Origin of the sequence: Flavobacterium sp. (assembly GCF_044338735.1) — a bacterium.
GTDB lineage: Bacteria > Bacteroidota > Bacteroidia > Flavobacteriales > Flavobacteriaceae > Flavobacterium.
In genome coordinates this window covers 1-14,694 of record NZ_JBIIWV010000046.1, presented here as the reverse complement: position 1 = coordinate 14,694, position 14,694 = coordinate 1, and the positions used below count along the sequence as shown (strand labels likewise).

Below are 14,694 nucleotides of genomic sequence, written 5' to 3'. Positions count from 1 at the left end.
CATAATTCTGCAAGAATATGCTGCATTTTCTTTGTCATTTCTTTTTTATGGCATACTTATAAGTGCAATTCTATTTGGTTTTGCGTGGTATAAAAATCACAACGCGCTAATTCAAAATACCAGTTTTGGATTTGGAACGTATATTCTTTCTGCCACTTTAGGCATGTTTACTTATTTTGTCCATGTGGATAAGAATGCTGCAAATCATTATTCTAAACAAACTTTTGAATCTACAAATGCTATTAAAGGGATTATTCAAACAGCATTAAAACCTAACGAAAAATATGTAAAATATGTTCTTGAAATAAATGGGTTTAACAAAAAAAATGCTTCGGGGAAAATACTGCTTTATGTACCTAAACAATCTAAAATTGTATTGCATTCTGGTACCGAAATTTCTTTAAACGAGTCCATTTATTCGATTCCAAAGGCTTATAATCCGTACCAATTTAATTATGCAAATTATTTAGAAAAACAAAACATTGGGCATCAAATTTATCTCAAAAATTCCTCGATAAAAATCATAAAGCAACATCAAAATTTTAATTATTATATTGAAAAACTGCGCATTGCGTTAAGCGATAGTTTTGCCATTCATCATTTTGATGCAAAGACAAAAGCAATAATTGATGCATTGCTTTTGGGTCAGCGCGTAGCGATTGATAAAGCAACTATCACTGATTATTCCAATGCTGGGGTAATTCATATTTTAGCAATATCAGGACTACACATCTCTATATTGTATTTCTTCCTTATTTTTTTATTGAAGCCTTTGCGGAGCGTTCGATTTGGAAAAGAAATTGAATTAGTATTGGTTTTGTTAGTGTTATGGTTGTTTGCCTTGCTAACCGGACTTCCTGCATCGGTTACTAGAGCTGTTACTCTATTTAGTTTTATAAGTGTTGGAACGTATTTCAACCAGTCAAAAGCGATTTATAACGCTATGGCTACTTCGGCTTTGCTTATTTTGTTGTTTTCACCAAACGCTATTTTTGACATTGGTTTTCAATTGAGTTATGCAGCGGTTTTGTCGATTGTTTTATTCCAACCTATTTACAAGAAATTTCATATTACCCAAAATAAAATTGCGCTGTATTTCATCGATTTAATAACCGTTTCCATGGCAGCTCAAATAGGAGTTTTGCCCTTAAGTTTATATTATTTTAATCAAATGCCCTTACTCTTTTTGCTCGCAAATTTAGTCATCATTCCCTTGTCAAGTTTTGTGTTAATTTACGGAATTATACTTTTAGGATTAAACTTTATATTGCCTGAACTTGCAGTTTATTTAGGAAAAGTATTAAAACTATCAATCAAAATTATGAATGATTACATCCATTGGATTGCCCAATTTAAACAAGGAATTATTTCCAATATTTCATTTTCAGCATTGATGGTTTTAACGCTATATTTAGTGCTTATCGCTCTGATATTTTGGATGTATTCCAAAAAAAACCAACAAATTAGTTATATTCTATTGGCGCTTTTTTGCTTTCAGTTGAGTTATCTTTCAGTAAAATGGAATGAAAATGAGTCTTCCGAATTGATTATTTTCAATGAAAAACAAACACTCATCGGAATAAAGACTAAAAATAAAGTAATAGCCTATACTGACGCACCTTCTACTCATTATCCAACAGTACAACATTACGTAAGAGGCACGTTTTCAGATTCTTTAGCGGTTTTTCCGATGCAAAATGTACTTGTTTATAACCAAAAACGAATATTAATTATTGATAGTATCGGAATATACCAAACAAAATTAAAACCAGATATTGTGCTCCTTATCCAAAATCCAAAAATAAACTTAGACCGATTAATTAAAACAACACATCCGAAAGTAATCATTGCCGATAAAAGCAACTATAAAAACAGTACTAAACGTTGGGAAGCGACTTGTAGAAAAGCAAAAATCCCTTTTCATGCTATTGCCGAAAAGGGATTCTATAGATTGAAATAATTTACTTCTTTTTGATAATTTGGTTGGCACCGTCGATCCAAACTTGTGGACCACCAGCAACATAACCCGAACTTCCTAATGCGTTTAAATTAACTTTTGCATCAGCAGTTTTTGTTGCACTTACAAACCAAACCGTTGGATATCCTCTTACTTGTAATTGTTGTTGAAGTTGCGCATTTTGCATTTTTACAGCTTCAGTTTGTTCGTTTTTTCTTGGAAAATCTAGCTCCACTAAAATTACATTTTCTTTAGCCCATTTAACAAATTCGGGCGTTTTAAACACTTCCTTTTGTAAACGAATGCACCATCCACACCAATCGGATCCTGTGAAAAATAAAAATAAGGGTTTATTTTCTTTAATCGAAATATCGGTAGCTTTGGATAAATCGGTATGCCAAGTTAACCCTTCTTGCGCTTGCAATGACATCGTTGTCAAAGTTAAAAACGCTATAACTAAAATCTTTTTCATTTTTTAAATTTTATAGAACAAAAATAATCAATTTGAATGCCAAAAAGTATTGCTTACTTAACTTCTTGCATTAATTTTTTAACTAAGGGCGAAATTGCTATTAAAACAACTCCTAAAATAAAGGCATAAATGGCTAGTTGTTTGTATCCATCAGCATACAAAATTAGTTTTTCAATATTGGTTGCTTTTTCGGATGCTTCTGCAATATTAGCACCTAAAATTCCAGCGAAATACTGGCCATAAGCACTAGCTAAAAACCACATTCCCATCATAACGGCTTGTGTTTTCTGTGGCGATAATTTTGTCATAGCGCTCATCCCAATAGGCGACAAACACAATTCACCAAAAGTAATGACCAACCAACCAAGCGTAAAGATACCAAGAGATGTTTTTCCGTTTAAATCGGCAAAAAATTGTGTGTAGTAAAACACCCAAAAACCTCCCGCTAAAAACAAAAAGGCTAATCCAAATTTAATAATAGTATTAGGTTCAATCTTTTTCTTTGCCATCCATAACCAAACCAAACCGATTAAAGCCGCAAAACCAATTACAAATAATGAATTCGCAGAATTGTTTACACCATTCGGACTTAATTCAACTCCTGCAATGGTATTGTTTAAATTATTAGCGGCAAATAAACTTAAAGAGCCACCACTTTGCTCAAAAAATGCCCAAAAGAAAATCGAGAAAATAATAAATACTAAAGCAGCTAACAGTTTTTTATTTTCTGAAACCGAGAAGTTTTTCATTTCATAAAACAAATACAAAATAGAAGCAGGTCCGATAATCATCATAAAATAATCGGTATACTTAGTATTCGCAACCATAATGATGATAACAGGAATTACTAATAAAGAGCCTAAATAAGTTGCTATTTCTAATATTTTTCGTTTTGAAGTTGCTACTTCATGTAAAGGAGAAAGTCCAATTGTACTTAATGTTTTTTGGGTTTGTGTAAAGGTCAACAAACTAATGATCATTACAAGAGCTGCAAAACCAAAACCAACATTCCATCGTAAATGTTCTGGAACAAGGGATTGCCACATTGATCCTTCGGCAACAGCGATACAAATATAACCACCAATTAATGCTCCAAGATTTACTCCCATATAGAAAAACGAAAATCCGGCATCGCGTCTAGGATCGCCTTCTTTATATAATTGGCCCACCATAGAAGAAATATTAGGCTTAAAAAAACCAGTACCCACAATGGTAAAACTGATTCCAATAAAAAAGAAATTTTTTGGATCAATAGCCAAAATAATACTTCCTAAAATCATCAAAATACCACCCCAGAAAAGCGATTTTCGTAATCCTAAAATTTTATCAGCAAATAAACCACCGATAAACGTAAAGGCATACACCCAGGCTTGCGTGGCGCCATATTGTAAATTTGCGGTTTTTTCATCCATGGCTAAATGGTTTACCATGAAAACCACTAACATACCTCGCATTCCATAAAAACAGAAGCGTTCCCACATTTCGCTAAAGAATAAATACCACAATTGTTTTGGATATTTTCCTTTAAAATCTTGAATTTGTTCTATTGTTTGCATCTTAATGTATCCCTTTTTCTTGCATTACTTTATTCAATTGTTTCAGTAACATAAACATTATTAAAGTAGCAAATAATAATAATCCGAAATTAATCCAAAAGAAATCTTGTTTGTTATCATAGGTGTCCCAAAGACTTGCTAATACGCCGCTTAATTTATTTCCGATGGAAGTAGCTAAAAACCAACCGCCCATCATTAAGGAAGTGATATTTGTGGGACTCAATTTTGAAACCACTGATAATCCCATTGGGCTTAAAAATAATTCACCAATAGTGATGACCCCGTAATTGGCTACTAACCACCAAACACTTACTTTTTCAGATCCGTTTGCGCCCATATTAACGGCAGCAACCATTACTAAAACGGATAACGCTGAGATTAATAAACCGAATGCAATCTTTGTTGGCGTTGAAGGTTCTTTCTTTCGGCCTCTTAAAAAAGTGAAGAACGCTACAACTAATGGTGTTAAAATAATGACCCAACCTGGATTGATTGACTGACTTAAATTGGTGGCCCAAAGCGATACTTTTGAACCTTCTTCTGGCAATTTATCTTTGGCTACGTTTCTAAAATAAACCGGGTAATCGACTGTTTTTTGAACTTCACCATCTACTTTTTGAATTCGGAAACTCGCATCGTATAGTTCAACCGTGTCTTTTTTGTATTCGACCTCTTTGGCTAATTTTAAACCATTGAAAACTGCTTGTGTATTTCCTTTAATTTCTCTATCCGTATATCGGTCTGCCCAAGTGGTAAGTGCCGAACCATTTAGTTTAAATACCGCCCAGAATAAAATTACTACGGCAAAAATAGTTAACAACGCACCAATAGGTCTTTTATCTTCCACTTTGGCTTTGAAATACAAACTTCCGTAGAAGAAAATCACGGGGATACAAGCAAAAATAAAAGCATCGGTACTATCAGAACCAAAAATGTAGCCACTTGGATTTGCTTCAGAAGTTACTCCTTTTAACAACCAACCAATTACTCCAAAAACCGCTGATGGGACTAAAATAAATAGCACAATTTTATAAAAAGGCATATCGCCAGGTTGCACTCCTTTTTTCTCGGTTTGAGTGCCATAATGTTTGGTTCCTAATATGAAAACGATTACCCCAATAAACATTCCGATTCCAGCTGCCATGAACGCATATTGCCAACCCAATAAAATTTGTAAAGCGGCACCAAAAAAATTACATATGAATGCCCCAACATTGATTCCCATATAGAAAATATTGTAGCCTTCGTCTTTCTTTTCTTTGTATTTATCTTCGGAATAAAAGTTTCCTAAAAGCGTTGAAATATTGGGTTTAAAAAATCCATTACCTACAATTACTAAGGTCATAGCTACATATAGCATTGTAATATCATGAATTCCCATCATGAAATAACCTGCGCCCATCATGATTCCGCCTATTACAATAGATTTTTTGTAGCCCCAATAACGATCGGCAATTAATCCTCCAATAAAAGGTGTTAAGAAAACCAAGGCGATAAAAGTTCCGTATAAATCAGACGCTTCTTTCTCGGTCATGGCAAATCCGGCTTCTACATCTTTAAGATAAAGGGTAAAAATACCAATCATTAAATAATAACCAAAACGTTCCCACATTTCAGATAAAAACAAGTAAGGCAATGCTTTAGGATGACTTTTCCACATAATGTATTGTATTAAAAAAACAAACCTACAAGGGTTTCTTGTAGGCTTGAAAGATATAAAAAATATTTTAATTGATTCGCTTAAAGACCATTCATCATTTTCTTTAAACGAGGAGATAAAAAGGCTAAGATAATTGCTGCAATACCACACAACACAACAAACACCATAAAGAATTCATATAAATTATGAATTTCAAATCCAGCAAACGAAGTATATTCAACTGGTAATTGCTCTTTTTCAAATAATGCTACTTGCTCTGCAGTTAACGCTACTTTTTTATCCAATACATCTTGAAGATTTACACCTATTGTTTCTGCTTTTTGAAATTTATCGCCTGTTGCAGGAATAATTGCTCCTAACGAACCCGCTAAAGCATAACCTGCCGCATTTGAGATAAAGAAAACCCCATACAATAATGAAGCAAAACGTTTTGGTGCTAATTTACCTACCAAAGATAATCCGATAGGAGACAAACATAACTCTCCCATAGTTTGGATTAAGTATAATAGCATTAACCATTTAATTGCTAATAATCCAGTGTTGCCTAAATCTTTTACATTGTGTGCAATGATAAAATAACTTAATGCAATTAAGGCTAATCCAATGGCTTGTTTTAATGGCGAAACAGGTTCTTTACCTTTTGCTCTTAGTTTATCCCATAATAAACTAAATGGTAACGCTAAAGCAACCACAAAAAGCCCATTAAAAATTTGCACCATTGACGGTGGCATATTCCATCCAAAAATACTTCTATCCGTTTGATTATCTGCAATAAAGGTTAACGATGAACCTGCTTGCTCAAAAGCTGCCCAGAAGAAAATAATAAAGAACGAAACGATATAAATAACCCAAATACGTTGTCTTTCTACTTTATTTTCGGCAGAACTCATAATTAAATAAGCTAATGAAATACCTGCAGCATAAATAAATGGATAAATAAGCCCTTTGATTAATTGCCCCATTTCAACGGCACTAAAACCAAATTCTCCTACTAATATAAATCTGAAAATAAAGAATAAAGCAGCAAATAACACTACTGCAATTCCAATTGCCTTTCCTGTAAATTTAGCTGTTTGTGTTTCACCTTCTTCAAAATCATCATTAACACTGTTTTTTGGTAAATCACCAATAGGCCTTCCTTCTGGAGTTACTACATATTTATTTTTTAAAACAAAAAATGTGATTGTTCCAATAATCATTGCAATTGAAGCAGCTAAGAATCCCCATTTGAATGCAAAAATATCTCTAATTCCGGTATCGGCATCTTTAACATCACCAACCCAAGGACAAATAAATTGACCTAAAAATGCACCGATATTAATTCCCATGTAGAAAATGGTAAAAGCCGAATCTAGTTTACTTTTTTCTTGTTTTGGATACAAACTTCCCACCATTGATGAAATGTTTGGTTTGAAAAAACCATTACCAAAAATGATGACAAACAAAGCAACCCACATAAATATTTTAGCACTCCCTAAGCTCGAATCAAATGTTGAGGCGCTAATAAATAATAAAAATTGACCAATAGCCATTAACGTTCCGCCCAGCATAATACTGTATCGATTCCCAATGTATTTATCAGAAATAAATCCTCCTAATAGCGGAGTTAAATAACACAAGGCTAAAAATCCACCATATATAATGGCTGCATCGGCTTCTTTGATTAATAACGAATTCACCATAAATAAGGTTAAGATCGCTCTCATTCCATAGAAATTGAAACGTTCCCACATTTCGGTTCCAAATAAGACCCAAAGGCCTTTTGGATGACTTTGTTTTGCTGCTACTTCGCTCATATAATTTGTTTTAGTTTATTGGTTGGTTATAATTTTTCTTTAATGAAATTCGTCATTTTAGTATATAATTGTAGACGTGTTTTACCGCCGTAAATTCCGTGGTTTTTATCGGGATAAATTGCCCAATCAAATTGTTTGTTGGCTTGTACTAATGCTTCCACCATTTTCATAGTGTTTTGAACATGTACATTATCATCGGCTGTTCCATGAACTAATAAAAAGTTTCCTTTTAATTTACTTACGTGATTGATGGGTGAATTATTATCGTAACCACTTGCATTTTCTTGTGGCGTTTGCATGTAACGCTCAGTATAAATACTGTCATAATATCTCCAAGAAGTAACTGGAGCTACAGCGATTGCCATTTTGAATACATCAGCACCTTGGAACAAACAGTTAGACGACATGAATCCGCCGTAACTCCAACCAAAAATACCAATTCTTGATGCATCAATGTAATTGTATTTGCCAAGTACTTTCGCGGCATCAATTTGATCTTCTACTTCATATTTTCCTAGTTCTTTTTGGGTGCATTTTTTAAACGCCGCTCCTTTAAAACCTGTTCCTCTTCCGTCTACACAAGCTACAATGTAACCTTGTTGCGCTAACATCATAAACCAATAATCGTCTGTTCCGTTCCAATCGTTATTTACTTGTTGCGATCCTGGACCCGAATATTGATACATGAATAACGGATATTTTTTAGTAGCATCAAAGCTTTTTGGTTTGATCATCCAAGCATTTAATTGGTGTCCTTTTTCGGTAGTTAATACAAAAAACTCTTTTGGAGTTACCTCATATTTAGCCAATTTCGTTTCTACCGCATCATTAGAAACAATGGTTTTAACCATAGCTCCTGTTTTAGAGTTATTCAACGTATACGATGGAGCAGTAGTTGCACTTGAATAGCTATTAATAAAGAATTGGAAATTAGGACTAAAAGTTGCTGTATTTGTTCCGGTTTTAGATGACAATCTCACTTTTGATTTTCCGTCTACTTTAATGGCATAGACATCTCTATTGATTGAGCCATTTTCTACCGATTGATAATAAATAGTTCCTGTCTTTTCATCAAAACCATAGTAGGCAGTTACTTCCCAATTTCCTTTTGTAATTTGTTTTTTCAATTTACCCGTTTTATCATAGTGATAAATGTGATTGAAGCCGTCTTTCTCAGAAGTCCAGATGAAACTATTGTCTTTTAAGAACGTTAAATTATCGGTAACATCAATATAGGCATTGTCTTTTTCGCTTAAAACTATTTTAGTGGCTCCTGTTGTTCCATCGACAAAATGTAAATCTAAATTATTTTGGTGACGATTCATTACTTGCACACTCAAGGTCTTTGCATCGCTAGTCCATTCAATTCTTGGGATATAAAAATCTTGATAATTTCCAAGATTAATTTGTTGCGAAACGTTACTTTTTACATCAAAAATATGTAAAGAAACGTTGGCATTTTTTTCACCTGCTTTTGGGTATTTGAATACCGATTGAGTAGGGTATAATCCTTCATTATATAAGTCCATCGAAAATTCAGGAACTTCGGTTTCGTCAAATTTAATGTAAGCTATTTTAGTTCCATCAGCATTCCAGTCAAATGCTTTTACAAACACAAACTCTTCTTCATATACCCAATCGGTAATACCGTTGATGATTTGATTTTTTTTGCCGTCGGTTGTAATTTGAGTCGTTGCCCCTGATGCAAAATCATGAACAAATAAATTGTTTTCAAAAGCATACCCAATTTTGTTTCCTTCTGGAGAAAAAGTGGGCTCTTGAATGGCTTTGTCTGTGAATTTTGTTATTTTTTTAGCTGCAATATCATACACAAAATAGTTTGCTGTAAACGAGTGACGAAATATAGGATTTGAATTGGTAGCAATTAGTATTTTAGTTTCACTTTTATCAAAAGTATAACTGTCGATAGATTTTATTTCGGAATGATTTTTAGTGTCAAAAAGAGTACTTACTTTTTCTAAAGTGGCAAAATCATACAAATCAATTTGAAAACTTTTTGAGGCACGATCAAAATTCAACACGGTGTATTGATTAGTGTTCTTCATGGCGTTTAGTTCGTCCATTCCTTTGGTGCGAAAAGCACCGCCCCAAATTTCTTCTAACGTAATTTTTTGTTGGGCTACTACTGATACTGAGCTCACTACAAATAAAAGTAGGGCAAATGTTATTTTTTTCATATTAAGTGATCTTAAATACAGTCCAATTTTAGTGATTTTTTTACAAATAATATAGTTTTTGTCAACAAATTTTAAAATACCCATTATACTATATTTAGTATCTTTGCATTTTCAACACCTATTTATATGCTACAAAACGTAAAAGGCTTTTCAAAACTATCTAAAGAAGAAAAAATCAATTGGATTACTGCAACTTATTTTAGCAACCAAAAAGAGGCTAAAGATATCCTTATCAATTATTGGAATTCCGATGAAAACTTGCAAAAATTACACGACGAATTCATTGAAAACACACTCACAAATTTTTACCTTCCTTATGGTGTAGCCCCTAATTTTATTATTAATGGCAGAAGTTATACTATTCCGATGGCTATTGAAGAAAGTTCGGTGGTAGCAGCCGCTTCAAAGGCAGCAAAATTTTGGGGAGAACGCGGCGGATTTAAAACTACAATCATCAATACCGAAAAAATAGGTCAGGTACATTTTCTTTTCCATGGAAATTCAGAAAAACTAACTACTTTTTTCAATAAAATAAAACCTACATTCTTCGATGATACGCAAGAAATTACCAAAAACATGCAAAAGCGTGGTGGCGGAATTTTAGCTATTGAACTCAGAAACAAGACGAATGAAATTCCAAATTATTATCAATTGCATGCTACTTTTAATACTAAAGATAGTATGGGTGCTAATTTTATTAATACGTGTTTGGAACAATTTGCCAAAACATTAGAAAATCAAGCGCAAGACTATATCGATTTTACTTTTGAAGAGAAAAATATTCAAGTGATAATGAGTATTTTGAGTAATTATGTTCCAAATTGTGTCGTAAGGGCTGAGGTTTCTTGTCCAATTGAGCAGTTATCAGAAGACAAAACGATTGATGTCAATGAGTTTGCTCAGAAATTTGCCACGGCTGTTCGCATTGCCGAAATAGAACCTTATCGGGCCGTAACCCATAATAAAGGCATTATGAACGGAATCGATGCGGTTGTTTTGGCTACAGGAAACGACTTTAGAGCTGTGGAAGCCGGGATTCATGCTTATGCTAGTAAATCAGGACAGTATTCAAGTTTATCACATGTAAAAATCGAAAACGGAATTTTTACTTTTTGGCTGGAAATTCCTTTGGCATTAGGAACCGTTGGCGGATTAACGTCGTTACATCCGTTAGTAAAATTCTCAATGGAATTATTAGGAAAACCTTCTGCCGAAGAATTAATGCAAATTGTAGCTTCGGCTGGTTTGGCACAAAATTTTGCAGCATTGCGTTCGCTCACAACCACCGGAATTCAGCAAGGCCATATGAAAATGCATTTGATGAATATTTTAAACCAACATCAAGCAACCAAAGAAGAAAAGCTACAGGTGTTAGCATTTTTCAAAGACACTACGATTTCGCACAGTTTAGTCGTTGATTATTTAGAACAAATCAGAAAATAATGGCAACCCAAACGTTTTACAGTAACGGAAAATTATTGCTCACAGGAGAATATGTTGTGCTTGATGGTGCGTCAGCCATAGCGGTTCCTACTCGTTTTGGACAAAATCTTACGGTAAAACAAGGTGTTGCTCAAGAACTAAAATGGACGAGTTTTGATTCCGATAATAGCATTTGGTTTCAAGATATTCTTACTTTTTCGGAAATTAAAAACAAAAACGTTTCAGAGAAAAACGATTCGGTAAAAAATACTTTAATCGAAATTTTACATCAAGCTAATCTGCAAAATCCCACTATTTTAAATGGTCATGGATATGAAATCGAAACCCATTTAACATTTCCAAGAAATTGGGGTTTAGGGACTTCTTCTACACTCATTAATAATATTGCCCAATGGTTTCAAATCGATGCATTTGAATTATTAGCTAAAAGTTTTGGCGGAAGCGGTTATGATATTGCTTGTGCACAATCAAATATGCCGATAATTTACCAATTAGAAAACGAAATCCCCATCTTTAAAACCGTCTCATTCAATCCTACCTTTAAGGATCAGATTTATTTTGTGTATTTAAATCATAAAAAAAGTAGTAAATCAGCAATCACAACTTATTTGACGCAACGTCATAAATCGCCTTCGATTTATTCAAAAATAAATACGATTACGCAGGAAGTTGTTCAGTGTACCACTCTGGAAGCGTTCGCTCAATTAATGGAATACCACGAAATATTGATGAGCGAAGTCTTAGAAACCACCACAATAAAAGAGCGTTTATTTCCAGATTTTAAAGGAGTCATTAAAAGTCTTGGTGCTTGGGGAGGAGACTTTATAATGGTACTTTCAAAAGATGATCCGAAACGATATTTTACTGAAAAAGGCTATGCTATAGTTTTAAAATATGATGAGGTAGTGTTATAAAAAATTAGTTCAAATCTATAGTAGACTAATATCTTCTATCATTTTTTTACAATAAATAATTATTCTTTTTACGAAAATTGTATATATTTGCCGTTGATTTAAAATTAATTACCCATATCAACAATGCGAATAGTACTGTTTTTTTTGTTTGTAGTTTCTGCATCAGCGCAATCGCTTCACCATCAAATGATTAGTGCACAAGGTGGAGGTGTTGTTACTAATTCTGGTATTACAGTAAATTACACTGTAGGGCAACAATCAGTAACTGGCACTTCTTCAGGCACTTATGTTGTTCAGCAAGGATTTCAACAAAATAATTGGAGTAAAATAATTAATAACAACACTAATTCGATTCAAACTACTCTATTTCCAAATCCATTTATAGAATATATAACCTTCAGATTTTCAAGTTCGCCGGGAACTAAAGTCAATGCAATGGTTTTTGATATACTAGGGCGATTAATTCACTCTGAAGTAGTAGTTAATGAAAATAACGAAATAAAATTAAATCTCTCCCGTCTGTCAAGTGCAGAATATCTCATACGACTGACAGCGGAGAATTATGAATACTCCGCCAAAATAATTAAAGAATAATGAAAAACAATCCCCTACAAATTTTATTGATTCCGTTTTTTTTAACCAAAGTATTAATTAATTATAAAGTTAACTTTAAGAAACGAAAAAAGTATCAATTATTTCCCCCAAATTTTTTTAGTAATAGAAATTATTTAACCTCTAAAAATTCAATCCGAAAGTATTTTGTTAATACAATAGGTATTGAATTCCAGTGTATTGAAAAACAATGTTTTTTCATAAATAAAGTACAATTAGGTTTTAAAAATATATAATATTAAAACGATGAAAAAAATATTTTTACTAGTAGTCCTATTAGTTTCATTATTAGGATATTCTCAAAATGGAATTTCGTATCAAGCATTAATTTTAAACCCATCAGGAGAAGAATTGCCTGGGGTTAACAATTCTAATGCGCCTTTGTCTAATAAATTAATATGTTTAAAATTTTCAATTCTTGATTCAAATGCAAGAATTGAATATTTGGAAACGCATACAGTTACAACTGATTCACATGGAATTGTCAATTTAATCATTGGAACAGGAGATCAAATTGGAGGTTATGCTTCATCATTTGCTGATGTTGTTTGGAATAATACTCCAAAAAACTTAAAAGTTGATCTTGATGTAAGGGCAAATTGTACTTATTTTGTAGAGATTAGCAATCAACCTTTTACTTATGTACCCTTTGCCTATTATGCCGCAAATGCCAATGTTGAGGAAGCCACTTCAATAAGTACAGGAGTTATTCAGCTTTCGGGAGATCTAGGCGGTATTGGTACAACAGCAAATGCACCCATTATTTCTAATAACGCAATCACTTCAGCAAAAATAATTAATGGAGCAGTAACTCCAATTAAAATAGCTCCCGGTACAAATAATTCAGTTTTAGTTACCGATGCCACTGGAAATGTAGCTTGGGTAGATAGAGCATCATTTGGTGCGGTTTCAGATCAAATTACCATTGAAGGCGCAGGAACATCAGCCAGTCCTTTTAAAGTAAAAGATTTAGGAATTGTTACGAATAAAATTGCAAATGGTGCTGTTACAAACGCCAAAATTGGTGAAGTAATAACTGTGACTAATGGAGGTACTGGCGCATCAACTTTAACAGGATATGTTAAAGGCAATGGAGTTAATCCGATGACAGCAGTCACTTCAATTCCTGTTGCAGATGTAACAGGTGCGCAAACGACAGCAAATTTAACTTCAAATATAGCTTCAAATACTGGTTCAACTACATTGTATCCTAGTGTTGCAGCAGTTGAGACATTTGTTGCTAACAATGCAACACCAGACGCTACTTCAACAATAAAAGGTAAAATAAAATTAGCTGGTGATTTAAGCGGAACAGCAGATTTGCCTAGAGTTCCTGGACTTCTAACAAAAGAACCTATAATTGCATCAGGAACCACTTCACAATATTGGAGAGGAGATAAGACTTGGCAAACGATAGATAAATCAGTAGTTGGTTTAGGTAATGTAGACAATACCGCCGATGCTGACAAACCAGTTTCAACCGCAGTTCAAACGGCATTAAACGCAAAAGAAAACGCAGCAAATAAATCAGATGTTACTACTTTAGGAACAAGTGATGTATTATTTCCAACACAAAATGCAGTAAAAACGTATGTGGATGCTCAAATATCTAATGCTACAATTCCAGATGCTACCACAACCCTAAAAGGTAAAATAAAATTAGCTGGTGATTTAAACGGCACAGCAGACTTACCAACAGTTCCTGGACTTCTAACAAAAGAACCTATTATTACAGCAGGAACAACCTCGCAATATTGGAGAGGAGATAAGACTTGGCAAATGTTAGATAAATCAGTAGTTGGTTTAGGTAATGTAGACAATACCGCCGATGCGGATAAACCAGTTTCAACTGCAGTTCAAACGGTATTAAACGCAAAAGAAAATACAGCAAATAAATCAGATGTTACTACTTTAGGAACAAGTGATGTATTATTCCCAACACAAAATGCAGTAAAAACGTATGTGGATGCTCAAATATCTAATGCTACAATTCCAGATGCAACCGATGTTGTAAAAGGTAAAATAAAATTAGCCGGTGATTTAAACGGCACAGCAGATTTGCCAACAGTTCCTGGACTTCTAACAA

The 14,694-nt window shown here is 33.6% G+C and carries 10 protein-coding genes; 5 read left to right on the top strand and 5 right to left on the bottom strand.

Annotated features, from left to right (window positions below; all coding sequences use genetic code 11):
• Positions 1-1,960, top strand: a 1,960-nt coding sequence (locus tag ACIQZC_RS04790) for a ComEC/Rec2 family competence protein (protein WP_396138100.1), incomplete at its 5' end; no start/stop codon positions are given.
• Position 1,961: 1 nt separating this feature from the next.
• Here the strand turns inward: ACIQZC_RS04790 and ACIQZC_RS04785 are convergent.
• The 5 genes from ACIQZC_RS04785 to ACIQZC_RS04765 form a co-directional block, all read right to left on the bottom strand.
• A complete protein-coding gene (locus ACIQZC_RS04785) occupies positions 1,962-2,429 on the bottom strand; it encodes a thioredoxin family protein (RefSeq protein WP_396138099.1) in 468 nt (155 codons plus the stop codon).
• 53 nt (positions 2,430-2,482) lie between these two features.
• Positions 2,483-3,985, bottom strand: a complete 1,503-nt coding sequence (locus ACIQZC_RS04780; RefSeq protein ID WP_396138098.1) for a peptide MFS transporter — start codon at positions 3,983-3,985, stop codon at positions 2,483-2,485.
• Between the two features lies 1 nt (position 3,986).
• Complete coding sequence (locus tag ACIQZC_RS04775; RefSeq protein WP_396138097.1) at positions 3,987-5,645, bottom strand: peptide MFS transporter; 1,659 nt, start codon at positions 5,643-5,645, stop codon at positions 3,987-3,989.
• Positions 5,646-5,725: 80 nt separating this feature from the next.
• Entirely contained in the window at positions 5,726-7,441 is a 1,716-nt protein-coding gene (locus ACIQZC_RS04770) for a peptide MFS transporter (protein ID WP_396138096.1), read from the bottom strand.
• A 26-nt stretch (positions 7,442-7,467) separates the two neighbouring features.
• Positions 7,468-9,639: a S9 family peptidase gene (locus ACIQZC_RS04765; RefSeq protein ID WP_396138095.1), complete on the bottom strand. Its 2,172-nt coding sequence runs from the start codon at positions 9,637-9,639 to the stop codon at positions 7,468-7,470.
• 126 nt (positions 9,640-9,765) lie between these two features.
• Between ACIQZC_RS04765 and ACIQZC_RS04760 the strand changes: the two genes are divergently transcribed.
• The 4 genes from ACIQZC_RS04760 to ACIQZC_RS04745 form a co-directional block, all read left to right on the top strand.
• Positions 9,766-11,082 (top strand): hydroxymethylglutaryl-CoA reductase, degradative, encoded by a 1,317-nt coding sequence (locus ACIQZC_RS04760; protein ID WP_396138094.1) that lies wholly within the window; start codon positions 9,766-9,768, stop codon positions 11,080-11,082.
• Positions 11,082-11,996 (top strand): GYDIA family GHMP kinase, encoded by a 915-nt coding sequence (locus ACIQZC_RS04755; RefSeq protein WP_396138093.1) that lies wholly within the window; start codon positions 11,082-11,084, stop codon positions 11,994-11,996. The genes ACIQZC_RS04760 and ACIQZC_RS04755 overlap by 1 nt, the downstream gene beginning before the upstream one ends.
• 123 nt (positions 11,997-12,119) lie before the next feature.
• A complete protein-coding gene (locus ACIQZC_RS04750; protein WP_396138092.1) occupies positions 12,120-12,590 on the top strand; it encodes a T9SS type A sorting domain-containing protein in 471 nt (156 codons plus the stop codon).
• 264 nt (positions 12,591-12,854) lie between these two features.
• Positions 12,855-14,694: hypothetical protein (locus ACIQZC_RS04745; protein ID WP_396138091.1), on the top strand; the 1,840-nt coding region annotated here is incomplete at its 3' end.

Bases quoted from the DNA above. Each gene is read 5' to 3' on its own strand.
- ACIQZC_RS04785 (WP_396138099.1), bottom strand. From the start codon at position 2,429: ATGAAAAAGATTTTAGTTATAGCGTTTTTAACTTTGACAACGATGTCA.
- ACIQZC_RS04780 (WP_396138098.1), bottom strand. From the start codon at position 3,985: ATGCAAACAATAGAACAAATTCAAGATTTTAAAGGAAAATATCCAAAA.
- ACIQZC_RS04775 (WP_396138097.1), bottom strand. From the start codon at position 5,645: ATGTGGAAAAGTCATCCTAAAGCATTGCCTTACTTGTTTTTATCTGAA.
- ACIQZC_RS04770 (WP_396138096.1), bottom strand. From the start codon at position 7,441: ATGAGCGAAGTAGCAGCAAAACAAAGTCATCCAAAAGGCCTTTGGGTC.
- ACIQZC_RS04765 (WP_396138095.1), bottom strand. From the start codon at position 9,639: ATGAAAAAAATAACATTTGCCCTACTTTTATTTGTAGTGAGCTCAGTA.
- ACIQZC_RS04760 (WP_396138094.1), top strand. From the start codon at position 9,766: ATGCTACAAAACGTAAAAGGCTTTTCAAAACTATCTAAAGAAGAAAAA.
- ACIQZC_RS04755 (WP_396138093.1), top strand. From the start codon at position 11,082: ATGGCAACCCAAACGTTTTACAGTAACGGAAAATTATTGCTCACAGGA.
- ACIQZC_RS04750 (WP_396138092.1), top strand. From the start codon at position 12,120: ATGCGAATAGTACTGTTTTTTTTGTTTGTAGTTTCTGCATCAGCGCAA.